The organism is Nannocystis exedens (assembly GCF_002343915.1).
Taxonomy (GTDB): domain Bacteria; phylum Myxococcota_A; class Polyangia; order Nannocystales; family Nannocystaceae; genus Nannocystis; species Nannocystis exedens.
Genome location: NZ_NETK01000002.1, coordinates 352,239 through 374,688 on the forward strand (window position 1 = coordinate 352,239; position 22,450 = coordinate 374,688).

The 22,450-nt window shown below is 72.4% G+C and carries 16 protein-coding genes; 14 read left to right on the forward strand and 2 right to left on the reverse strand.

The window, feature by feature from the left end; all coding sequences use genetic code 11:
• Nucleotides 1-26 precede the first annotated feature (26 nt).
• Nucleotides 27-887 (forward strand): hypothetical protein, encoded by an 861-nt coding sequence (locus NAEX_RS45400; protein WP_096334171.1) that lies wholly within the window; start codon nt 27-29, stop codon nt 885-887.
• 33 nt (nt 888-920) lie between these two features.
• On the opposite strand, the gene NAEX_RS45405 is transcribed toward NAEX_RS45400, so the two are convergent.
• The gene (locus NAEX_RS45405) at nt 921-2,195 is read right to left on the reverse strand and encodes an aminotransferase class V-fold PLP-dependent enzyme (protein WP_096334172.1); all 1,275 of its coding nucleotides are present in this window, start codon (nt 2,193-2,195) and stop codon (nt 921-923) included.
• 50 nt (nt 2,196-2,245) lie between these two features.
• On the opposite strand from NAEX_RS45405, the gene NAEX_RS45410 reads away from it, so the two are divergent.
• From NAEX_RS45410 to NAEX_RS45430, 5 genes are all read left to right on the forward strand, one after another.
• Nucleotides 2,246-3,565 (forward strand): lysophospholipid acyltransferase family protein, encoded by a 1,320-nt coding sequence (locus tag NAEX_RS45410; RefSeq protein ID WP_096334173.1) that lies wholly within the window; start codon nt 2,246-2,248, stop codon nt 3,563-3,565.
• Between the two features lie 167 nt (nt 3,566-3,732).
• Nucleotides 3,733-6,486: a DNA mismatch repair protein MutS gene (gene mutS, locus NAEX_RS45415; protein WP_096334174.1), complete on the forward strand. Its 2,754-nt coding sequence runs from the start codon at nt 3,733-3,735 to the stop codon at nt 6,484-6,486.
• A gap of 75 nt (nt 6,487-6,561) precedes the next feature.
• A complete protein-coding gene (locus NAEX_RS45420; protein WP_096334175.1) occupies nt 6,562-7,545 on the forward strand; it encodes an endonuclease/exonuclease/phosphatase family protein in 984 nt (327 codons plus the stop codon).
• A 148-nt stretch (nt 7,546-7,693) separates the two neighbouring features.
• Nucleotides 7,694-9,370: a leucine-rich repeat domain-containing protein gene (locus NAEX_RS51790; RefSeq protein WP_170136586.1), complete on the forward strand. Its 1,677-nt coding sequence runs from the start codon at nt 7,694-7,696 to the stop codon at nt 9,368-9,370.
• A 58-nt stretch (nt 9,371-9,428) separates the two neighbouring features.
• On the forward strand, nt 9,429-10,421 hold the full coding sequence (locus tag NAEX_RS45430) for a tyrosine recombinase XerC (protein ID WP_096334176.1): 993 nt from the start codon (nt 9,429-9,431) through the stop codon (nt 10,419-10,421).
• A gap of 82 nt (nt 10,422-10,503) precedes the next feature.
• On the opposite strand, the gene NAEX_RS45435 is transcribed toward NAEX_RS45430, so the two are convergent.
• Nucleotides 10,504-11,616, reverse strand: a complete 1,113-nt coding sequence (locus NAEX_RS45435; protein WP_096334177.1) for a M23 family metallopeptidase — start codon at nt 11,614-11,616, stop codon at nt 10,504-10,506.
• 189 nt (nt 11,617-11,805) lie between these two features.
• On the opposite strand from NAEX_RS45435, the gene NAEX_RS45440 reads away from it, so the two are divergent.
• The 8 genes from NAEX_RS45440 (at nt 11,806) to NAEX_RS45475 (ending at nt 22,372) form a co-directional block, all read left to right on the forward strand.
• Nucleotides 11,806-12,333, forward strand: a complete 528-nt coding sequence (locus NAEX_RS45440) for a J domain-containing protein (protein WP_096334178.1) — start codon at nt 11,806-11,808, stop codon at nt 12,331-12,333.
• 72 nt (nt 12,334-12,405) lie between these two features.
• Nucleotides 12,406-14,247 carry a molecular chaperone DnaK gene (gene dnaK, locus NAEX_RS45445; RefSeq protein WP_096334179.1) on the forward strand — a complete coding sequence of 614 codons (1,842 nt, stop codon included), beginning with the start codon at nt 12,406-12,408 and terminating at the stop codon, nt 14,245-14,247.
• Nucleotides 14,248-14,913: 666 nt separating this feature from the next.
• Nucleotides 14,914-15,720, forward strand: a complete 807-nt coding sequence (locus NAEX_RS45450; RefSeq protein WP_096334180.1) for a dihydroorotate dehydrogenase electron transfer subunit — start codon at nt 14,914-14,916, stop codon at nt 15,718-15,720.
• Nucleotides 15,717-16,688, forward strand: coding sequence for a dihydroorotate dehydrogenase (locus NAEX_RS45455; protein WP_096334181.1), 972 nt, complete (start codon nt 15,717-15,719; stop codon nt 16,686-16,688). The genes NAEX_RS45450 and NAEX_RS45455 overlap by 4 nt, the downstream gene beginning before the upstream one ends.
• 759 nt (nt 16,689-17,447) lie before the next feature.
• On the forward strand, nt 17,448-18,329 hold the full coding sequence (gene asd, locus NAEX_RS45460) for an archaetidylserine decarboxylase (protein ID WP_096334182.1): 882 nt from the start codon (nt 17,448-17,450) through the stop codon (nt 18,327-18,329).
• Complete coding sequence (locus NAEX_RS45465) at nt 18,326-20,032, forward strand: class I SAM-dependent methyltransferase (RefSeq protein WP_096334183.1); 1,707 nt, start codon at nt 18,326-18,328, stop codon at nt 20,030-20,032. Before asd ends, NAEX_RS45465 begins: the two co-directional genes overlap by 4 nt.
• 530 nt (nt 20,033-20,562) lie before the next feature.
• A complete protein-coding gene (locus NAEX_RS45470; protein WP_245914011.1) occupies nt 20,563-21,933 on the forward strand; it encodes a sigma-70 family RNA polymerase sigma factor in 1,371 nt (456 codons plus the stop codon).
• 52 nt (nt 21,934-21,985) lie between these two features.
• A complete protein-coding gene (locus NAEX_RS45475; protein WP_096334184.1) occupies nt 21,986-22,372 on the forward strand; it encodes an IPT/TIG domain-containing protein in 387 nt (128 codons plus the stop codon).
• Nucleotides 22,373-22,450: the final 78 nt, after the last annotated feature.

The following is a 22,450-nucleotide window of genomic DNA, read 5'->3' on the forward strand; positions in this document are numbered from 1 at the left end:
CACCTCGTGTAACCATTCCGGGGACGATGATGGCGCCGCGCTCGCTCGTCCTCCTCCTCGCGCTCGTCGCTTGCGGCGGGCCCGGCCGTGGCGGCAAGCGCGACGCCGAGCCGCCGCACGCGCGCGCCGGGGCCCCGGGCGGCAAGCTGTTCGACGACGCCAGCGTCGAGAGCCGCACCGGCGGCGGCAGCGGCAGCGCCGAGGCCCCGATCCCGCGCTGCGGCCCGCGCGACTCCTATCAGTACGTCGCCGGCGAGTTCCGCTGCCCCGGCGGTGGCAACCCGTTCGAGGGCGACGCCCAGGCCGCCGCGGGCGCGCGCTCCGGCAGCCTCGGCCCCGACGCCCGCGGGCACATGGTCGATGTGTACGAAGTGCCATGTCCCACGGGCAAGGTCGAGGTCTTCGTCGACATGTACGGCTGCCCCGAGATGGAGGCCCAGCTGCTGCGCGATCGCAACCTCGCCGATCCGCTCGAGCTCGACGTCCACTTCGCCGCCGGCCGCTACGACGAGGTCCGCACCCGCTGCATCGCCCTCGCCGACGCCGCCGAGAAGCGCGGCAACAGCGACGAGGCCTCCTCGCTCAGCATCTATCACTGCGGGATCTTCACCCCCGCGCTGCTCGTGCGCGCCGGCCTGTCCGATCAGGCGGTCGCGGCCGCCCGGCAGACCTGCCAGTCGTACCCGCCGGTGTCCGCGCGCAGCGGCGTGCGCGTCGAGGTCCTGATCGGCATCGTCGACGCGATCGCCCGCATGTGGGCCGCGGACAAGGTCCCGGCCAGGGAGGGCGGCGACCGCCTCAACGCCCTGCTGCCGCAGCTGCTGCGCGCCTGTGCCGTCGACGCCGACACGTTCATGCGCGCCTTCGAGGCCGCCGGCGGCGAGTGATCGTCGGGCGCGACGACCGCGTGGAGGGCGGGCTCATCGCTTCGCGCGCGAGGTCGCCGGGTCGGGCACCCAGTCGAGTGTCTTTTCGGACATGTCGATGACGGCATGTCCGAACATCCCCTCGAGCTCGACCCGCAGCGCGCGCGCGAGCGCCTCGTAGTGGGCGATCTCGTTGTAGAGCTGGGCGGAGATCCGGATCAGCCGCCGCGGCGGCGCCGGCCACGGCGGCACCGGCACCTCGATGCCGTGGCGGAAGAGCAGCGCGTCCTGCAGCGAGTCGGTGCCGAGCGGCGAGACCGCCTGGCCTTCGGGACCGGGCGGAAGGGGCAGGCTGGCCAGGCTCCCGAGCATGTCCTCGGGGGCAGGCAGCGCGGCGCCGATCGCCGCAGCGACGACCTTGCGCCCGGCGCACACCAGGGCGTGGTTGCGGGCCTGCACCTCGGGCCAGCCGCCGGGCAGCAGCTCGCCGAGCTCGCGCAGGGCCGCCGGCACGCACAGCCACGGCGTCGGGTCGGCGGTGCCGGTCCAGTCGAACTCGGCGTGCAGCCGCGAGCGCGGGTCGGGATGGTTGAAGCCGTGGCTGATCACCGCCGGGTGGATTGAGCCCTGGCGGTCGCGGCGGACGTGCAGGATCGCCGCCCCCTTGGGCGCACATACCCACTTGTGCAGGTTGCCGGTGTAGTAGGCCGCGCCGATCGCGTCGAGGTCGAGCGGCACCATCCCCGGCGCGTGGGCCCCGTCGACCAGGCAGTCGACCCCGCGCTCGCGCAGGGCGGCGACGACGCGGGCGATCGGCAGCAGCAAGCCGGTCGGGCTGGTGATGTGGTCGACGATGGCCAGGCGGGTGCGCGGCGTGAGCGCGGCGAGGATCGCGGCGACCGCCTCGTCGGGCCCGGAGATCGGGAAGGGCAGGGCGGCGGTGACGACCCGCGCACCTGTCCGAAGAGCCACGTAGCGAGCGGCGTTGTTGCAGGCGTTGTAGCCGTGCGACGTGATGAGCAGCTCGTCGCCGGCGGCGAACTCGAGCGAACGCAGGACCGCGTTGACCCCCTCGGTCGCGTTGCGCACGAACACCAGGTCGAGCGGGTCGGCGCCGACGAACGCGGCCACCGCCTCGCGCGCGGCCGCGAGCGGGGCCTGCAGATCGCGGAGAAAGAAGCGCACGGGCTCCCGCTCCATGCGCCGCCGCAGCTCGTCCTGGACGGCGAGCACCGCGCGGGGGCAGGCGCCAAAGCTGCCGTGGTTGAGGAACACGACCTCGGGATCGAGGGTCCAGCGGCTCCGGAGCTCGGCTGCGGTCGGCGACATCCGCGATCCTTACCACGCCCGGGGCGCCGCTTCCTCATTATACTGTCCGGGTGCTGCGCCGCGTCGTCGAGCAGATCTTCGGGGTCGCGTTACGGATCTTCTTCCGCCGGATCGAGCTCGACGGGCTGTCCCGCGTGCCCGCCGAGGGCCCGGTGATGTTCGTGCTCAACCACCCCAACGCGCTGATCGACCCGGCCTTCCTGCTGTGCCTGTCGCCGCGGCCGGTGTCGTTCCTGGCCAAGGCGCCGCTGTTCAAGACACCTGTCCTCGGGGCCATCGTCCGCGCCTTCGACTCGATCCCCGTCTACCGCCGCCAGGACGAGGGCGGCGCGCGCGTCGACAACCAGGACACCTTCCGCCACGCGCGCGAGCTGCTGCTGCGCGGCCAGGCCGTCGCGATCTTCCCCGAGGGGACCTCGCACTCCGACCCCGACCTCAAGCCGATGAAGACCGGCGCGGCGCGCATTGCCTTGGGGACAGGTCTCGAAGACCTCACGATCATCCCGGCCGGCCTCTTCTACACCGCCAAGGCCCGGTTCCGCAGCGACGCGCTGGTCTACTTCGGCGCCCCGCTGAGCGTGCCGTACGCCCCGCTCGACGCGCGCGGCGAGCCGCCGCCGGGCGCGGTCGCGGCGCTGACCCGCGACATCGACGTGGCCCTGCGCGCCGTCACCTTGCACGGCGACGACCACGAGATCCTCTCGCTCGTCGAGCGCACCTCCGACATCTTCGCCGCCGCCAGCGAGGAGGCGTGGAGCGTCGCCGAGGCGTTCGAGCTGCGGCAGAAGCTGCTCTCCGGCCACGCCCGCCTGCGCGCCCGCGACCCCGCGCGCCTCGACGCGCTGGTCGCCCGCGTGCTCCGTTACGAGCGCGACCTCGCCGAGCTCGGCCTCGGCCCCGACCACCTCGCGCCCGACAACATCACCTTCGCCGCCAGCCTGCGCTACGCGCTGCGCAGCGTGTTCGCGCTCGGCATCGTGTTCCCGCTCGCGCTCGCCGGCACCGCGATCCACTACCTCGCGTACCGGGCCAGCGGCATGGTCGCCGCCCGCGTCGCCGGTCAGTACGAGGACATGCTGGCCACCGGCAAGCTGCTCGCCGCCATGACCTTCTTCCCGCTCACGTGGCTGCTCGTCGGCCTCGGCGCCGGCTACGCCTGGGGCCTCGAGGCGGGGCTGGTCGCTGGCCTGTTGTTCGCGCCGACCGCCGGCTGGGCCGCGCTCTACTTCTGGGAGCGCTTCGCCACCGTGCGGGCCGCCGCGCACGGCCTCGGGCTGTTCCTCGTGCGCCGCAACCTGCTCGCGCACCTGAGCAGCGAACGCCGGGCCATCCGCGCCGAGATCCTCGCGCTCGCCGACATCGTCGCCTGAGCCGCCGCGGCGCATCGCCCTCCACCGGCCCCAGGTCCGGGCGCGAAGCTGGAGCGATGCCTGCCGGATTTGTCAGCGGAATTACAGAAAGAATTCTCTCTGCGCCGCCGGAGTGCGCCGTGCCCGCTGTGCCGCGCGATGCCGCGCTGAGCTATTAAGGCCCGGCTGTGAACGCTCCGCACCACTCGGCCGACACGCCGGTCATGCGCCAGTTCCTCGACATCAAGCGTCAGTTCCCCGACGCCATCGTGATGTTCCGGATGGGCGACTTCTACGAGATGTTCTTCGACGACGCGCTCACCGTCGGGCCCGTCCTCGAGATCGCCGTCACCACCCGCGACAAGGGCGAGGTCGAGAACCCGGTGCCGATGGCGGGCGTGCCGTACCACGCGATCGGCGGCTACCTGCGCACCCTGGTCGAGCGCGGCTTCAAGGTCGCGATCTGCGAGCAGATGGAGACCCCGGAGCAGGCCCGCCAGCGCAAGGGGCCCAACAAGATCGTCCGCAGGGAGGTCGTCCGCGTCGTCACCCCGGGCGTGCTGGTCGACGAGGAGCACCTGCGCGGCGAGGAGCCCAACTACCTGGTCGCGCTGGTCCACGACGCCGCCGGCACCTACGGCCTCGGCGTGCTCGACATCTCCTGCGGCGAGTTCTTCGTCATGACGTGCGAGGGCGCCGGCGCGGTGCGGGCCGCGCTGTCGCGCCTGGCGCCGCGCGAGATCGTGTGCGAGCCGGGGCTGCACCCGTGGCTCGGGCTCGAGCTCGGCCCGCTGTGTCCGCGGCTCGAGGGCCGCGATCCGGCCGCCGTCGGCGCCGCGCAGCTGGCCCGGGTCAAGCGCCTGCGCGAGGAGAGCGGCGGCGAGTCGCTCGTGCCGGTCGAGGAGCGGGCCGCCGCGCTCGCGCTGGCCTACGCCGAGGACACCCAGCCCGGCCAGACCTTGCTGCTGCACCGCTTGCGGCGCCAGGCCTTCGAGGCCCACCTCGTGCTCGACGACGCCTCGCTGCGCAACCTCGAGGTGTTCCGCACGATCCGCGACGGCCAGCGCAAGGGCAGCCTCCTGTGGGCCGTCGACGCCACCCGCACCGCCATGGGCGCGCGCCTGCTGCGGGCCTGGCTCGGCGCCCCGCTGCGCGCGCTCGGGGCCATTCGCGAGCGCCACGACGCCGTCGAGGCGCTGCTCGCCGAGCCGCGCGTGCGCGGCGACCTGCAGGACCGCCTGCGGGACGTCCGCGACATCGCCCGCCTGGCCGCGCGCGCCCGCCTCGGCACCGTCAGCCCGCGCGAGCTGGCGGCGCTGCGTCAGTCGCTGGCGGCGCTGCCCGCGGTCGCCGAGCTGCTCGGCGAGCTGGCCCGCCGGCGCGCCCCGCTGCTGACCGAAGGACAGGTCCCCGGGGACCTGTCCGATGGCGCAGGTCTCAAGGGCCAGGCCGACGCCGCGCGCCTGCCGGTCCTGCTCGACCTCGGCGAGGACCTGCTGCAGGACGTCCACGCCGCGCTGGTCCGCCTGCTGGTCGACGACCCGCCGGCGCACCAGCGCGACGGCGGCATGATCCGCGCCGGCGCCGACCCCGAGCTCGACCGCCAGCTCGGCCTGCGCGACGGCGGCCGCGAGGCGCTGGCCGCGATCGAGGCCCGCGAGCGCGAGCGCACCGGCATCGCCAACCTCCGCGTCCAGCACAACCGCGTGTTCGGCTACTACATCGAGGTCCTCAAGACCCAGCTGTCGCGCGTGCCGGCCGAGTACGTGCGCAAGCAGACCACGGCCAACGCGGAGCGCTACGTCACCGCCGAGCTGGCCGAGCACGAGACCGCGGTGCTCGGCGCCGTCGCGGCCGCGCTCGAGCGCGAGCAGCAGCTCTTCACCGCCCTGCGCGAGCAGGTCTCGGCGGCCGGCGACCGCCTGCTCGCCGTCGCCGAGGCGCTGGCCCGGCTCGACGTGCTCGCCGGCCTGGCCGAGATCGCCGAGGCGCACGCGTATGTCCGTCCGGACATGGTCGAAGAGCCAGTCCTCGACATCGAGGAGGGCCGCCACCCGGTCGTCGAGCGCATGCTCGACGCCGGCCGCTTCGTGCCCAACAACCTGGCGCTGCGCGCCTCGGCCACCGCGACGAGCGGGGCAGGGCGCCTCGTGCTGCTGACCGGCCCCAACATGGGCGGCAAGAGCACGGCGATGCGCATGGCGGCGCTGGTGGCGATCCTGGCCCACGCCGGCTCCTTCGTGCCGGCGGTGCGCGCCCGCGTCGGCGTGGTCGACCGCGTGTTCACCCGCGTCGGCGCCGCCGACGACCTCGGCCGCGGCGAGTCGACCTTCATGGTCGAGATGCGCGAGGCCGCCCAAATTTTGAGCCAGGCGACCCCGCGCAGCCTGGTCTTGCTCGACGAGATCGGCCGCGGCACCGCCACCTACGACGGCCTCGCGCTGGCGTGGGCGATCACCGAGTTCCTCCACGACCAGATCGGCTGTCGGGCCCTGTTCGCCACCCACTACCACGAGCTCACGCAGCTGCAGGCGCGCCTCGTCGGCCTGCGCAACGCCCACGTCACCGTCCACGAGGAGCGCGGCAGCATCGTCTTCCTCCACCGCGTCGAGCCCGGCCCGGCCGAGCGCAGCTACGGCATCCAGGTCGGCCGCCTCGCCGGCCTGCCGGCGTCGGTGCTCCGGCGGGCACAGAAGCTGCTCACGCGCCTGGAGCAGGCCCAGGGCGAGGCGCGGCCGATGCCGCAGCTCGACCTGTTCACGCCGCCCGCACCGGCCCCGCAGCCGGTCGACAGCGTCCCGCCGCCGCTGGCCGCGATCCTGGCCGATCTGCGCGCCCTGCACCCCGACGAGCTCAGCCCGCGCCACGCCCACGAGGCCCTGCGCCGGCTCCACGAGCGCCTGGTCGCGGTCGAGGGCGGCCACGCGGAACATGTTCTTTGAGCCATGTTTGAACGCGCAGCATCATCCGCATTCGAGGACTCAACGCGCGCGCCCGTCCGGGGCAAGCTCGCCCGTATGCCTCGCGCGCGCCTCCGCCTGAGCGTCCTCGCCCTCGCGGCCACCTCGCTCGCTTGCCCCGCGCTGGTCCCCGACCAGGACACGAGCAGCGACAGCGACACCGGCGGCGCCGACACCTCGACCTCGGAGCCGGCGCCGCCGGACCTCCCGCCACCTGGCCCCGAGGACATCGTCGTCGCCACCTTCAACGTCCACCTGTTCTTCGACACGGTGTGCGACAGCGGCCAGTGCGGCGGCGGGGCCTTCGAGGAGGCCTACTCGCAGGCCGAGTTCGACTACCGCGCCGACCAGATCGCCGACGCGATCGACGCGCTGCAGGCCGACGTCGTGCTGCTGCAGGAGGTCGAGAGCCAGACGTGCCTCGACGCGCTGAAGGAGCGCCTGCCGCAGTTCCAGACCGCCTACCTCGGCGAGACCGGCTTCGTCTCGTCGATCGACACCGCGATCCTGTCGACCTTGCCGCTGATCGAGATCCGCAGCCACGGCAAGTTCCCGATCCCGCTGCCCGACGGCGGCTCGACCCACTTCGCCCGCGACTACCTCGAGGCCCACCTCGACGCCGGCGGTCGGCGGCTCATCGCCTTCGTCGCCCACTTCAAGTCGAAGAACGACGACGACCCCGAGCGCCGCCTCGCCGAGGCGACCGCGGCGCGCGAGCTGATCGACCTGGCCGTCGACAACTACCCCGACGCGCTCGTGCTCATGGGTGGCGACCTCAACGACGTGCCGGAGTCGGAGCCCCTGCAGGCGATCGAGGCCGGCGGCGGTGCGGCTCGCGTCGCCGCGGAGCTCGGCGACGACGACTGGACCTACGTGTTCGACGGCGAGACGCGCGCCCTCGACCACCTCTACCTGTCGACCCGCAGCGGCGGCGGCAGCTTCGTCCAGGGCACCGCCCGCGTCCTGCGCGACGCCGGCACCGACGGCTGGGGCGGCTCGGACCACGCTGCCGTGCGCGGCACCTTCCGCGTCGGCGGCTGACGAGCAGGCGCTCGCCGCCCGTCGTCGAGAGCGCGAGCGCGGCGGGCCAGGTGACCGGTGAGGGACGGGCGCAGGGCAGGGACTCGCGGCGCGTCGAGGCCCGGCAGCGAGCGTGCGCATCTGTGATACGGTGAGGCCCGCTCCCGGCATGCGCTCCTGGCCGATCCTCCCGCTGCTGTGCGCCCTCGCGCTGCCCGCCGCGTGCGCGCGCGAGGAGTTCGCGCCGCAGCGCGCCGTGGTGTGCGAGGGCGCGGTCGACGTCCCCGATCCGGCCCTGCGCGCGCTGCTGCTCGACATCCTCGCCGACCCCGAGTCGCACGACGACGACAGCACCACCGGCGAGCCGGTGCTCACGGCCGAGTCCATGGCCACGCTCACCGGCTTGCAAGCCGCGGAGCTCGGGATCGCCGACCTGCAGGGCCTCGAGTGCGCCGTCAACCTCCGCACCCTCGGCCTCGCGCGCAACGACATCGTCGACATCCGCCCGCTGACCTGGCTCACCGAGCTGCGCGAGGTCGAGCTGTCGGAGAACCCGATCGTCCGCCACGATTCGCTGGCCCGCCTCGTCAAGCTCGAGAAGCTGGTCCTCGGCGGCACCGGCGTGAAGTCGATCGACTTTGTCGCCGGCCTGACCGCGCTACGCCACCTCGACGTCGCCCGCGGCGAGATCGACGACCTCGGCCCGCTCGCCGGCCTCGTCGCGCTCGAGTCGCTCGTCCTGTCCGACAACAAGATCGCCGACCTCGGCCCGCTCGCCGGCCTCCACGAGCTGTTCGCCCTGTCGCTCCCCGGCAACGCGGTCGCCGACATCGGCCCGCTCGCCGACCTCGAGCGGCTCGAGTACCTCGACCTCGACGAGAACGCGATCGCGTCGCTCGCGCCGCTGGCCGGCCTCGCGCGCCTGCGCCGCCTCGAGGCCAACGCCAACGCCATCCGTGACACCCGCGGCCTGGCCGGCAAGCCCGACCTCGTCGAACTCGGGCTCGAGAAGAACCGGATCGCCGCGCTCGCCGATCTCACCGGCCTCACCGGCCTCGTCACCCTCGACCTCGACGAGAACCTGCTCACCAGCCTCGACGGCCTCGAGGTGCTGACCCAGCTGCGCACGCTGACCGCCCGGATCAACGACATCACCGACATCGGCGCCGTCGCCGGCCTGGCCGACCTGCGGCGCCTCGATCTGCGCGACAACCCCGGCCTCGTCGACCTCGGGCCGGTGGCCGGCCTGCAGTACCTCGACTACCTCGGCCTCGGCGGGCAGGGCGTCGCCCCGGACCTCGCGCCGCTGACCGGCCTCCCGCTGCTGCGCCAGCTCGACCTCATCGATGGCGCCACCACCGACTACGCCGTCGTCACCAGCTTGCCCGCGCTCCGGGTCCTCCGCCTGCTCAACGCACCGCTCGACGTCGCCGACCTCACCGCGATCGCCGGCGCCACCGCGCTCACCACCCTCGACATCTCCGGCGCCCCGGTGACCGACCTCGGCCCGCTCGCGCCGCTCACCGCCCTGGTCGACTTCTCCGCCAGCGGCACCCGGATCACCGGCCTGGGCCCCGTCACCGACTGGCTCGAGCTCGACATCCTCCGCGTCGCCCGCACCCCGCTGCAGAGCCTCGCCGGCATCGAGACGGTGCTCGGCGTCGACCAGATCGACATCAGCGACACCGAGGTCGACGACATCGGCGCGCTGCTCGGGATCAAGGCGTTCCGCAAGAACGACCGGCTCGACGCCCGCGGTTCCCGGCTCGACGACGGCGACTGCGACGACATCCGCGCCCTCCGCGAGCGCGGCGCGACCGTCCTCGCCGACCCGCCGTGCGAGTGAGGGTAGGGCCCCGCGACGCAAATTTCGTGACCCGGCGGCCTCGCGCTACACCTTCGGCATGCGCGACGCGGTCGAGCGCTTCCTCGAGCACCTCCGGGACGAGCGGCGGCTGTCGCCGCACACGCTCCGCGCCTACCGCGGCGACCTGCTCGACTTCATCGACCGCTTCGAGGCTCGCCGCGGGCGGTCGCCCGAGCTCGCCGATCTCGCGGTGCGCGAGGTCCGGGCCGACCTCGCCGAGCGCTTCGGCGAACAGGCGGCCAGCACCTCCGCGCGCAAGCTGTCGACCCTGCGCAGCTTCGGCGAGTTCCTGCGCCGGCGCGGCGAGCTGCCGGACAACGAGGCCGCGCTGGTGCGCCGGCCCAAGCTGCCGCAGCGGCTGCCGGTCGCGCTCCCGGTCGAGGACCTCACCGACATCATCGACGGCCCCGGCCACGCCGACGGCGCGCTCGGTTTGCGCGACCGCGCGATCCTCGAGGTCCTCTACGGCGCCGGTCTGCGCGTCGGCGAGTGCGTCGCCCTCGATCTCGATCACCTGCGCTGGGACGGCGACGCGCTGACGCTGCGGGTCGTCGGCGGCAAGGGCAACAAGGACCGCGAGGTCCCGCTGGGGGCGCCCGGCGCCGCCGCGGTGCGGGCCTGGCTCGGCGTCCGCGCGCAGCTGCTCCCGCCCGCCCAGCGCATGTCCGAAAGTACAGGTACGAAGCGGGCCGCGGCGAAGGGCGAGCGGGCGCTGTTCCTCGGCCGCCGCGGCCAGCGGATCGGCGACCGCAGCGTGCGCGCGCTGGTCTACCGCCGCTGCGAGGCCACCGGCGCGCGCGCCCGCGTCGGCCCGCACGGCCTGCGCCACAGCTTCGCCACCCATCTGCTGGAAGGCGGCTGCGACCTGCGCAGCATCCAGGCCATGCTCGGCCACGCCAGCCTCAGCACCACGCAGCGCTACACCCACCTCGACCTCGGGCGGATCGTCGACGTCTACGAGCGGGCGCACCCGCGGGCCAGGGCGACCGCACCCGCGCCCGCGGAGGCTCGCCCCCGTCGCCGCGCCTGAGCGGTACGACATGTCCTTTCAGGCATGCTCGAAAGCACATGTTTGTTAGGGCATGCCCGAGGGAACAACTCTCGGGGCGCCGCTACAGCGCCGCGTCGATCAGCACCTCGGCCGAGCCGCGCTGCTTGCGTTCGAGGCGGTCGGTGGCGGTGCGGCGCACGCGGTCGCTGCGGACCGGCATCTTGCGCTCGTACCAGGCGCCGTCGATGTACACGTCGACGAACGGGGCGGGCAGGCCGAGCTCGCCCTGGGGCGAGTTCGCCTTCGTCGCCACGTGGAAGTGGATGTGGGGCCCGCTGCTGTGGCCCGAGTTGCCGACCTTGCCGAGCTCCTGGCCGAGCTCGACCTTGTCACCGACCTTCACGGTCACGGTGCCCGGGATCATGTGCCACAGCGACGACGCCTCGCCGAACCCGTGGTCGATGACGACGCCGTTGCCGCCGCCCTCGCCGGTGGTGCCGGGGCGGTTCTCGGGCACGTCGTTGACCGCGCGGATCACCGTCCCCGAGGCCGGCGCCAGCACCGGGTAGCCGTAGCAGTACGAGTCCTTGTTGCCGCTGCCGCCGACCGGCTTGCTGCGGCCGCCCTTCATCACGACCATGTCGTAGGCGAAGCGCTGGCCGCGGTGGTTGTGGTGGTAGTTCGTCATCCGGCGCGGGCCGCCGTGCACGATCGTCCACTCGCCGGTGCTCACGAAGTGCAGGCGCGTCACCGTCGCGTAGCGGCGGGCCGGGCCGGCGATCTGCTCGAACGCCAGGTGCTCGCGGACCAGCAGGCGGTCGAGCGCGCGGTCCGGCGTGACGGCGAACTGGAACAGCACCAGCCGGACCTTGCGGTCGGGCGCGCCGGCCTTGCCGCGCGCGTAGACCACGAGCCCCGAGTACCAGGTCAGGTCGCCCTCCTTGTGCACCTTCTCTTCGAGGATCCCGATCGGCTGGCCGTAGCGGGTGCGCAGGCGTTCGCCGGTGGCCGCCAGCTCGGGCGGACGGACTACCGACTTGAGGCTGGGGGACATCCACGCGTGCAGCTCCGACACGCGGCCCAGGAGCAGCCCGTTGATCAGGCGATCGGCCTCCGGCATCAGCTCCGACGTCGGCTTCAGCGACGCCTGGTTGGGCGCGCGCAAGTCCTTCGGCTTGCAGCCGAGCCCGGCGGCCAGCGACAGCGCGACGACGAGGACCCGCAGGGGGTGCATGCCGGCGTCATCCTAGCTGTTCTCTCGCGGCCTTCACCGGGCGTCCGCGCTCGTTCGCCGGCTCGCCGCGGCCCCTGGCGGCGCCGCCAAGGCCGGGAGCGAGCGCCGCCCGGGTGCGCGATTTTGTGACGATTTTCACCTCGGTCGGCGCGCGAACGCGAGCCTCCTGGGGGTACGCTCGTTTTCGCCATGCAGCCCGCCACCGCCGTCGCCCTGCCAGGGGCCGCCTCCGGTTTCGGCCCGTCCAGCCCGGCGCTGCACGGTCCGTGGGCCGCCTCGCCGCCGGCGTGGGCGCCGGGCGATCCGGTCGCGCGCTGGCTGGCCGCGTGTCGCTGCGTCGCCGGTCGCTGGAGCGTGCGCCTCGAGCTGCGCGGCGGCCCGCGGATCAGCGACGATCTCGACCTCGGGCGCGACGAGCAGGACCGCTTGCTGACGCTGTGGGCGCGCCGCGATCAGATCGGTCACTTCGAGCGACTCGGCCTCGCGCCGACCGGCGACGACGCCGCGATCCGTCGCGCCTGGCTCGAGACCTGTCGCCACCTGCACCCGGACCGTTACTACGGCAAACGGCTCGGAGCGTTCGCGGCGATCCTCGCCGAGCTCTTCGATCGCGCGCGAGCCTCCGCCGAATTCCTCGCCGACCCGCGGCGTCGGGCCCGCTACCTGGCGGAGCTCGAGGCTGCCGGGCGCGACGAGGTCGACGCCGGAGCGCGCTGAGCGATGTGCCTCTACACACGGCTTTTTGCGCGGCAGTTCGCGCCCTGAGCGTGGTACCCCTTCGACCGCGTCATGGCCGAGCACGTCGTCGGGATCGACCTGGGGACCACCAACACCTGCGTCGCGATCGTCGAGCAAGGTGTCCCGAAGGTCATCCCCAACAAGGGCGGTTACCGCACCACGCCGTCGATGGTCGCGCTGTCGGAGAGCGGCCGGCGGCTCGTCGGCCACCTGGCCAAGCGACAGGTGCTGACGAACCCGCAGAACACCATCTACGCGGCCAAGCGGCTGATCGGCCGCAAGTGGAACTCGACCGCCGGCCGCACCGTCGCCCAGACCTGCCCGTACACCATCGTCGAGGGCCCGCACAGCGACATCCGCCTCAAGATCCGCGACCAGATCTACAGCGTCCCCGAGATCAGCGCCTTCATCCTGCAGGAGATGAAGATGATCGCCGAGGCGCACCTCGGCGTCCCGGTCGAGAAGGCCGTCATCACCGTCCCGGCCTACTTCAACGACAACCAGCGCCAGGCCACCAAGGACGCCGGGCGGATCGCCGGCCTCGAGGTCATCCGCATCATCAACGAGCCGACCGCGGCGGCGCTGGCCTACGGGTTCGGCAAGAACCTCGAGCGCAAGGTCGCGGTCTACGATCTCGGCGGCGGCACCTTCGACGTCTCGATCCTCGCCATCGGCCACGGCGTCTTCGAGGTCATCTCGACCGCCGGCGACACCTTCCTCGGCGGCGAGAACTTCGACCTCCGGGTCATGCAGTACCTCATCGAGACCTTCGAGGAGGACACCGGCGTCAACCTGCGCGAGGATCGGATGGCGATGCAGCGGCTCAAGGACGCGGCCGAGAAGGCCCGCTGCGACCTGTCGAGCGCGCGCGAGGTGATCGTCGACCTGCCGTTTTTGCACACCAGCCCGAGCGGCAAGGTGTTCCACCTGCAGGAGCCGCTGACGCAGCAGCAGCTCGAGGGTCTGACCGAGGACCTGGTCGAGCAGACGATCAAGATCTGCGAGCGCACGCTCGCCAGCGCCGGCGTCGATCGCAAGCAGCTCGACGACGTCGTGCTCGTCGGCGGCATGACCCGCATGCCGCTGGTGCAGCGGCGCGTCGCCGAGTTCTTCGCCATCGAGCCGTGCAAGGGCGTCAACCCCGACGAGGTGGTCGCGCTCGGCGCCGCGATCCAGGCCGCCGCGCTGGTCGACGAGCAGCACGATCTGCTGCTGCTCGACGTCACCCCGCACAGCCTCGGCATCATGATCGTCGGCGGCTACTTCCACCGCCTCATCGAGCAGAACACCACCATCCCGACCCGCGCCGGCCACGTCTTCACGACCGTGCGCGACAACCAGACTTCGGTGAAGATCCTGGTGCTGCAGGGCGAGAGCGAGAAGGCCGCCGAGAACGAGCTGCTCGGCGAGTTCATCCTCAGCGGCCTGCGCCGGGCCCCGCGCGGCCAGGTCGAGGTCGAGGTGACCTTCTCGATCTCCGTCGACGGCATCGTCAGCGTCGCCGCCAAGGACCTCGAGACCGGCCGCGAGCAGTGCATCACCGTCACCGCCACCAGCGGCCTGACCGAGGACGAGCTCAAGGAGCTGGTCAAGCAGTCGCAGGCCTACATGATCGAGCTGCGCGCCTCGGAGGAGCTCGAGCGCCGGCGCCAGCAGTGCGAGAAGCTGATCGACAGCATCCGCGAGCTGCTGCCGCAGGTGCAGGAGGCGATGTCCGGCACCCGCTTCGGCCGCGACGCCATCGCCAAGGCCGAGGCCGTCGTCCGCCGCGCCGAGGGCGAGCTCGCCCGCGCCGACGCGCGCGTCCTCGGCGACACGCTCGAGAGCCTCGACCGCACCGTCAGCATGTTCCGCAACGTCGCCCACAAGCGCTCCGAAGCGGCCCAGCGCTGAGGTCGCGCCGGCATCGACCTCGCGGGTGTGGCGGGGCCGACGTGGGCGCGTCGCCGGCCGGGCAGGACATGCCCCGGCAGCGGCCGACCGAAGGCGAAGAGGAGATGTCCGGCAGGACATGCGCTGCCGAAGTGTTTGCCAGGCGCGGACGGCGAAGCGAGATGTCCTTCAGGACATACGCCGCCGGGCCTGCTGCCGGGACCCGGAGTCGCGGACGGAGCTGCTCCGGACATGTGCGGGCCCGGCGGCGGGCGTGCGCGAGCAACTCCAGGTCTGCGAGATGACCTTCGGGACATGCGAAGTCTTGCCGCGAGCGAGGACCGACAGGGCGCGGGAGATACCTGTCCTTGAGGTCAGGCCGGATCTTCGTCGCCAGAAGCCGAGCGCAGCGAAGTGAGCGCCAGGAGAAGTTTTTGCGACCCGCGCTGGCCTCGGCCGCTCGTCGTGTCGATCGCGGACGCCGCCGACAGGACCTCGCTCGCGGAGCGACGTGGCGGCGCGGGGAGCGATCGCGGGTCCGCGCTCGCGTCGGGGCCGCGCGTGATCGAACCCGCGCCGGCGAGCCTGCACGCGCACCCGAACGGCGCTCTCGGGCGAGCGGCTCCGCGCGCAAGGTCACGCTCCGCGCGCTTGTCTGGCGGGCGCGGCTGGCCTATTTCGCCCGCGATGACCGCGGCACAGTTCGAGGTGCGCGTCGAGGCCAACCGTCGCCTCTCGGGCGGCTACTTCTTGCTCGAGCTCGCCGCCGCCGCGCCGACCCCGGTCGCCGACGCCGTGCCGGGCCAGTTCGTGATGCTGCGCGGCGAGTGGGGCAGGGAGCTGCTCAACCCGCGGGCCTTCTCGATCCTCGACGCGCCCGACGCGACGCACTTCTCGATCCTCGCCAAGGCCTACGGCGAGGGCACGCGGCGGCTCAAGCGGGTCGAGCCCGGCGACCGCTTGGTCACCACCGGCCCGCTCGGGGCCGCGTTCCCGCGCCCGGGCGCCGGCGTGCGCGACCTGCTGGTCGCCGGCGGCGTCGGTCTGCCGCCGCTCCACTTTTTCGCGCGCATGGCCCATAGAGCAGGTCTCTCGGGACAGGTCGAGATGTACTACGGCGGCCGCGACCGCGACGACCTGGTGCTGCTCGACGACCTGGCCGCGTGGGGCGTCGTCACCAACCTGGCCACCGAGGACGGCAGCGCCGGCGTGCGCGGCTACGTGACCGCCGCCCTGGCCCCGCGTCTCGACGCCGCCGCGCGCACGGGCGAGGCGGTGCGCGTGCTCGCCTGCGGCCCGACGCCGATGCTGGCCGCGGTGCGCCGCCTCGTGCTCGAGCGCGGCGTGCAGGCCTTCCTCTGCCTCGAGGAGAACATGGCGTGCGGCTTCGGCGTGTGCCTCGGCTGCGCCGTGCCGGTCTACGGCGCCAAACCCTACCGCTACTGCTGCACCGACGGCCCGGTGTTCGACGCCCGCGAGGTGCGCTGGCCATGACCGAAGGCATCGACCTCACCACTTCCTGCGGCCCGATCGCGCTGCGCACCCCGGTCCTCGCGGCCTCGGGCTGCTTCGCCTACGGCCAGCAGTTCGCCGCCTTCACCGACCTGCGCGCGCTCGGCGGGATCTCGACCAAGGGCATCTCGCCGCTGCCGCGCTTCGGCAACCCCCTGCCGCGGATCTGCGAGACCACCGGCGGCATGCTCAACTCGATCGGCCTCGAGAACGTCGGCGTCGAGGCGTTCCTCCGCGACAAGCTGCCGTTTTTGCGCGACCTCGGCGTGTCGGTGTGGGTCAACTTCTTCGGCGTCGACTTCGAGACCTACGTCGACTGCGCCCGCCAGCTCAGCGAAGGGCAGGGCATCGACGCGCTCGAGATGAACATCTCGTGCCCGAACATCAAGAAGGGCGGCATCGAGTTCGGCACCGTCCCCGAGGTCGCGCACCGGCTGACGCGCGCCTGCGTCGAGGTCTCGCGCGTCCCGATCATCGTCAAGCTGAGCCCGAACGTCAGCGACATCGTCGCCATGGCCGACGCGGTGCAGAAGGCCGGCGCCGCCGGCGTGTCGCTGATCAACACGATCACCGGCATGGCGATCGACGTACGCACGCGCCGCCCCAAGATCGCCACGACCTACGGCGGTCTCTCGGGCCCGGCGATCAAGCCGATCGCCCTGCGGATGGTGCATCAAGTCGCGCGCGCGCTGCCCGAGCTCCCGATCTGCGGCATGGGCGGGATCCTCAGCGGCGAGGACGCCCTCGAGTTCCTCATGGCCGGAGCCCACTGCGTGCAGGTCGGCACCGCCAACTTCGCCGAGCCCGGCGCGGGCGTGCGCATCACCGAGGAGCTGCGGACCCTGCTGCGCACGCTGGGCTTCGCCTCGGCGCGCGCCGCGATCGGCAGCCTGCAGCCGCACGCGGCCGAGCCGGAGTACCTCGCCGAGTCTCCCTGGTCGTCGAGCTAGACGGCGTCGCGGCCGGCGCGCTCGTCGGCGCATCCCTCGGAGCGTGGTCGTCGCGCGACCCGCTTCTGCGGCTGGGCGGCGGCGCGTACCTGCCGGACGCGGCGGGCGACGCACGGCGCCGGGGACGGCGGCTCGAGCCTGTTCTTCGAGTCAGGCGAACGCGGCCGGTCGCAAAAAACGGACCGAGCGAGCCTGTTCTTTGAGTCAGGCGAATGCGGCCTTTGACCGGGAGCGGGCGCAGGCACGAGTCGAATCTGCTCTTTGGGTCAGGCGGCGCCTCGCGTTCGCGGTCAGGAGGCGGGGCAGGTCGAGCCTGCTCTTTGGGCCAGGCGCACCCGGCTCTACGCGAGGAGCGCCGCGCCTGGCCGAACCTGGTCTTTGGGTCAGGCGTAACCGGCCTTTCGCTGCCAAGGGGCGGGATCGACGGGCCGAACCTGTTCTTCGGGTCAGGCGCAGCCGGCCTTTGGCGGCGCCCAACGGGCCGGACCTGCTCTTCCGGCCAGGCTCATCCGGCGTGCGCTGCGCGCGGCGAAACCTCCGAGCCTGGTCTTTCAGCCAGGCAGATCCGGCGCCGCCGGCGCGCGGTTGGTGCGCGTCGTCGGGAGAATGTAGGTGTTCGGCTATTGTGCGGTGGGGAACGTGTCTTCCCTCGTGCTTCACGCGCGGCCCGCGTGGGTGCGCGCGTCCACGCGCGAGGGGTCGGGGCCCTCGCCGCCGCTTGCGGCCAAAACCCGGCCTCGGATACGCTGCCGGTCGCTGATGTCGGATCGTGAAATTCCCTGGCGGGCTCGCCTGGCGGCTGCAGTCCTCGACGTTTCACCCGACTGGGGCGCGAGCGCTGCGAGCAAGGCTCTAGGCGCCGCCGCCCGCGCTCGTCTGCCGCGGCCGCTGAGCCGCGCCTTCGTCTCCGCCTACGTCCGCTTCTTCGGCGTCGACCTCGAAGACGTCGACCCGCGCTCGATGGAGGACGGTTACGACAGCTTCAACGCCTTCTTCACGCGTCGCCTGCGGCCGGGCGCGCGGCCGGTCGATGCGCGCCGCGACGTGCTCAGCGCCCCCTGCGACGGCCTCCTCCGCGGCATCGCGCCGGTCGAGCGCGACACGGCGGTGGTCGCCAAGGGGCACCAGTACACGCTCGGGGAGCTGCTCGCCGACGAGGCGCTCGCCGAGTCGTTCCTCGGCGGTCTCGCCACCACCATCTATCTGCACCCTCGCGACTATCACCGGGTCCACACCCCGTGCGATGGCACGGCGCAGCGCGTGGTCGCCGTGCCGGGGCGACTCTTGCCGGTCACCGCCGCGGCGCTGGAGCGAGCGCCGCGCCTGTTCGCCCTCAACGAGCGCCTGATCCACGTCCTCGACACGCCGTTCGGCGCGATCGCGGTGGTGATGATCGCGGCCTTCGGCGTCGGCCACATGAGCTGCGCCTATCGCCACATCGAGCCGCATCCGCGGGAGATCCAGCGCGTCGACTGCGACCCGCCGGTGCGCCTCCGCAAGGGCGACGAGCTCGGCGTGTTCCACCTCGGCAGCACCGTCGTGGTGTTGACCCAGGCCGGCGTCCGTCCGCTCGCGCCGACCGACGAGCCCACCGCCGTGCGCATGGGCCAGCCCCTCTTGCAGCGAGGCGACGTCGCATGACCTGGCAGGTATCTCCCGAGGAGTGGCTGCTCGACTTCACGATCATCCCGCGCGGCCTCGCGCGCGGCGTCGACTCGCTCGACGTGATCGACGATCGCCTGCGCAGCATGCTCGCGCCTCCGAGTCCGCCGGCCGGGATCATCATCCCGACGATCACCGCCACGCGCTCGGTGAAGCCCGCCACGGGGCCGGCCGCCTCGCCCTCGGCGAAGCAGCCCACCGGTCCCAAACTCGCCGCAGCGCCTCATTCTGAGCCGGCCAACGGCAGCAGCCTCAGCATCGAGCTGCGGCCGATCGGCCCGCCGGCGCCGGCGCCGACCCCGCCACCCGAGGCCGGAGCGAGCATGGTGATCCCGTCGCTCACGCGGCCGGGCGGGGCGCTCGTCGACGACGACGACGACGCGATCGCGCTCGAGCGCCTCGCGCCTGCCGGGGTCGAGCCCAGCCCGCGCGACGACGACGTGGAAGACGTGATGTCGGCGGTGGCCGCGTCGGCGTCCCTGCTGCCGGTCAGCGAGCCGGAGCCCGAGGCCGAGCCGGAGGTCGAGGAAGAGATTCAGGACGAGGCGGCCGAAGCCGAGGCCGAGGACGACGAGCTCGAGGAAGAGGCGCTCGAGGAAGAAGAGGAAGAAGAGGTCGTCGAGGCCCGCCCCGCGCCCGTGGTCGAGAAGCCGATCAGCGTGCCGCCGCCGCGGCAACCGACCGGACCGGTGCCGGCCGCCGAGAAGCCTGGCCCGCCGCGCCCGCCCGCGGCACCGCCGGTGGCGCCGGAAAAGGCCAGTCCGCCGCGTCCGCCACCGACCCCGGAGAAGGCAGGGCCGCCGCGTCCGCCGCCGGCTGCTGCCGAGAAACCGTCGGCTCCGCCCCGGCCGCCGCCGGAGAAGACCCCCTCGCCGAAGCCCTCGCCGGCCACGCCCCCGGCCGCCCCGCGCAGCGACGGCCGCAAGCGCCGCAACTGGCACGAAGAGGTGTTCGGCGACCACTACGCCGCGATCCTCCCAGTCGATGCCGACGCGAGCGCCGAGATCGACGCCGCCTTCGTGCAGAAGTCGCTGGACCTGACGAGCGGCCAGAAGCTGCTCGACGTCGGCTGCGGCGACGGCCGCCACGCGCACGCCTTCGCCGCTCTCGGGCTCGACGTCACGGGCCTCGACAACTCGATGCCGCAGCTGCTGCGAGCGGCCCGGCGCAACGAGGCCAGCAAGTTCAACTTCGACATCCTCCACGGCGACATGCGGAGCCTGCCGCGTGATCGGCCGTACGACGCGGTCACCTGCCTGGGCAGCACCTTCGGCTACTTCGAGAGCGACGAGCAGAATCGACAGTGCCTTCAGGACATGGTCGAGCTGCTCAAGCCCGGCGGTAAGCTCGCCCTGCAGGTGTTCAACCGCGATTACCTCATGGGGGTCTTGCCGTGTCGGTCGTGGTGGCAGGGCCGAGGCTGCCTGGTGCTCGACGTGGCGGACATGCATTTTTCGACCGGACGCGTCCGGATCCACCGGACCGTGGTGTTCGAGGACGGCCGGCAATTCGAGCACCACATCTCGATCCGCGCCTACTCCGCACACACCCTGGCGAAGATGCTGGCGACGATGGGGGCGCGAGTGATCGATCTGTCCGGCAGCCGCGACACTCCCGGTCGCTTCTATGGCGGCGCGTCGCCCGAGATCTGGATCTTCGCGCAACGTCGCGACGACGTCTGACCTGCGTCCGATCGTCGCGCAGAGGCGTCGAGCCTGCGCGACAACGATGTCAGAGGGAATGACAGCGGTGTCTCGCGGGTTTCGAACCCCGTGACACCCCGTCACGCCTGTGGAGGAAGATCACGAGCGCCGCGACCGCGACGCCCTGGACGGGGGCGCGGTCCGTACCCAGTTTGGGTCAGGTCCGCGGAACGAGCCTGTATCGCGTCGTCAAGCTTCTCGTGCGCGGCTCCATGTGAGACAAACCAGCCGGGGTACACCTACACCTGCGGAGCTCTACCGACGCAGAGGGTGATGAAACTTCCACCTCGGACTTGCGTAGGACCTCGAAGCAGAGGGCGCCGAAACGGTGCCTAACAAAGGGTCCTCCAGTGATCCTGGTCGAGCCTGGCGACACTACCAACGCAGGCCCGAAGCACGCGAAGCTGTTCCTATCCCACCGCACACGACTATTCCGCGAAACCCGCGACGCGAAACTTCCGCCCCTTAGCTTGGCCCGAAACTAGCACCCCAACCGAACGAGGTCGATCATGGCACGCCGCAAAGTCACCCGTGGAGCCCCCCCCAAGCTCGCTCGCGCCCGCCCGCGCACTTCGCTGGCCGCGGCCAATCCGCGCTCGGTGACCCCGGCCGTGACCTCGGCCCGTCCGCGCACCGAGCGCGTCGAGCGCGTCCGTGAAGGCGGCAGCGAAGCCGCCGCGAACGACGAGTCGCCGAACTTCCTCGGCGTGTATTTCCGCGAGATGGCCGGCCTCGGCGTCATGAGCCCCGAGGAAGAGCTGACCATCGCCACGCGGATCGCCGATCTCCGCCGCGCCTACTGGGCCGCGATGCTCGCCTATCCGCCGTTCGTCGAGCCGATCGTCGCGCTGATCGAGTCCCGCTTCACCGACGAGGACTTCCCGCGCAGCGAGCTCGACCCGCTACGGGCCAGCGCTCGCAACCTCCGCGACCGCGAAACCCGGGCGACGCGCACCGCCTTCGAGGCGGCGTGCCAGGCGCTCGTCGAGCGCGCCTCCGAGGTCGACCTCGACGGCGTCGTCTCGGATCTCGTGTACGCCGACCTCGAGGCGCTCGAGGCCGGTCGCCGCGAGGGCCTCAACATGCAGGTCAACCCGCCGCGGCAGGGCAGCCGACCGTTCGAGCTGTACGTGCAACGGGTCAAGCAGGCCGGAGAGGCGCTACGCGCGGCCAAGAACGCGTTCGTCAAGGCCAACCTGCGCCTGGTGGTGTCCATCGCGCGCCGCTTCAACCACGGCCGCATGCCGCTGCAGGACCTGATTCAGGAGGGCAACATCGGCCTGATGAAGGCCGTCGATCGGTTCGACCATCGCAAGGGCTTCCGCTTCTCGACCTACGGGTCGTGGTGGATCCGCCACGCGATCAGCCGCGCCATCGCCGACAAGGGCCGCGAGGTCCGGCTGCCGGTGCATATGATCGACGCGCATCACAAGCTGTCGCGCGCCCGCCGTGAGTTCGAGATCCTGCACGGCCGCGAGCCGCAGCTCGAGGAGCTGGCCAAGCACACCGGCCTCGCGTCGGAGAAGATTGAGCGCATGGGCACCGTGATCTTCGACCAGGCGATCAGCCTCGATCGCCCGGTCTCCGACGAGGACGGCCGCCGCGTGGTCGACTTCCTCGAGGACGACGAGGCGGCCGCGCCGGGCGAGAACCTCGAGGCCGAGGCGCTCAGCGAGCAGGTCCGCGAGGTCATCACCCAGCTGCGTCCGATCGAGGCCGACATCCTGCGCAAGCGCTTCGGCCTCGACGACTCGGGCGACGAGCTCACGCTCAAGGAGATCGGCGAGCAGTACTCGCTGTCGCGCGAGCGCATCCGTCAGCTCCAGGAGCAGGCGCTCGGCAAGATCCGCCGCGAGCTCAAGCGCCGCGAAGTCGTGTGAGCCCGAGAGCCCTCGCGGCTCGCGCCGGCGCGCCTGGTGGTATGTTCCCGCCATGCGCGCCGGTTCTCGCTTTCTCGTCCTCGCGTCCGTCGTCCTGGCGTGCGGGCGCCCATCCGAGCTGCGCATCGAACCGGCGGCGGGCGAGAGCGACGGCGGCCAGACGATCCGTCTGATCGGCTCCGACTTCCTCGGCCACGGACCGGCCGTAGTCTACCTCGGCATGCGTTCGGCCCGCGCGGTGGTCATCGAGGACGACCACCACATCTCGCTCAAGACGCCCGAGGCCGAGAGCTTCGGCGCCGTCGACGTGCGCGTCGACTTCGGCGACGGCACCTCCCGCACGCTGCCGCAGGCGTTCATCTACCGGCAAGTCGAGGGCAAGCCGCTGCGCCCGGTCTACTTCAAGCCGGGCGCAGTGCCGGTCCCGACCGCGGAGTAAGCAGCGACCCCGGGTCGCTCGGGGCGGTTACTGGGGCCGCGCGACAAACCGCGCACCGCGGCGCCCATGACGATCGCG

Excerpts from the sequence above, each read along its gene's own strand:
- NAEX_RS45400 (WP_096334171.1), top strand. The coding sequence starts at position 27 with ATGATGGCGCCGCGCTCGCTCGTCCTCCTCCTCGCGCTCGTCGCTTGC.
- NAEX_RS51790 (WP_170136586.1), top strand. The coding sequence starts at position 7,694 with ATGCGCTCCTGGCCGATCCTCCCGCTGCTGTGCGCCCTCGCGCTGCCC.
- NAEX_RS45440 (WP_096334178.1), top strand. The coding sequence starts at position 11,806 with ATGCAGCCCGCCACCGCCGTCGCCCTGCCAGGGGCCGCCTCCGGTTTC.
- NAEX_RS45475 (WP_096334184.1), top strand. The coding sequence starts at position 21,986 with ATGCGCGCCGGTTCTCGCTTTCTCGTCCTCGCGTCCGTCGTCCTGGCG.
- NAEX_RS45430 (WP_096334176.1), top strand. The coding sequence starts at position 9,429 with ATGCGCGACGCGGTCGAGCGCTTCCTCGAGCACCTCCGGGACGAGCGG.
- dnaK (WP_096334179.1), top strand. The coding sequence starts at position 12,406 with ATGGCCGAGCACGTCGTCGGGATCGACCTGGGGACCACCAACACCTGC.
- NAEX_RS45450 (WP_096334180.1), top strand. The coding sequence starts at position 14,914 with ATGACCGCGGCACAGTTCGAGGTGCGCGTCGAGGCCAACCGTCGCCTC.
- asd (WP_096334182.1), top strand. The coding sequence starts at position 17,448 with ATGTCGGATCGTGAAATTCCCTGGCGGGCTCGCCTGGCGGCTGCAGTC.
- NAEX_RS45420 (WP_096334175.1), top strand. The coding sequence starts at position 6,562 with ATGCCTCGCGCGCGCCTCCGCCTGAGCGTCCTCGCCCTCGCGGCCACC.
- NAEX_RS45405 (WP_096334172.1), bottom strand. The coding sequence starts at position 2,195 with ATGTCGCCGACCGCAGCCGAGCTCCGGAGCCGCTGGACCCTCGATCCC.
- NAEX_RS45435 (WP_096334177.1), bottom strand. The coding sequence starts at position 11,616 with ATGCACCCCCTGCGGGTCCTCGTCGTCGCGCTGTCGCTGGCCGCCGGG.
- NAEX_RS45465 (WP_096334183.1), top strand. The coding sequence starts at position 18,326 with ATGACCTGGCAGGTATCTCCCGAGGAGTGGCTGCTCGACTTCACGATC.
- NAEX_RS45455 (WP_096334181.1), top strand. The coding sequence starts at position 15,717 with ATGACCGAAGGCATCGACCTCACCACTTCCTGCGGCCCGATCGCGCTG.
- NAEX_RS45470 (WP_245914011.1), top strand. The coding sequence starts at position 20,563 with ATGGCACGCCGCAAAGTCACCCGTGGAGCCCCCCCCAAGCTCGCTCGC.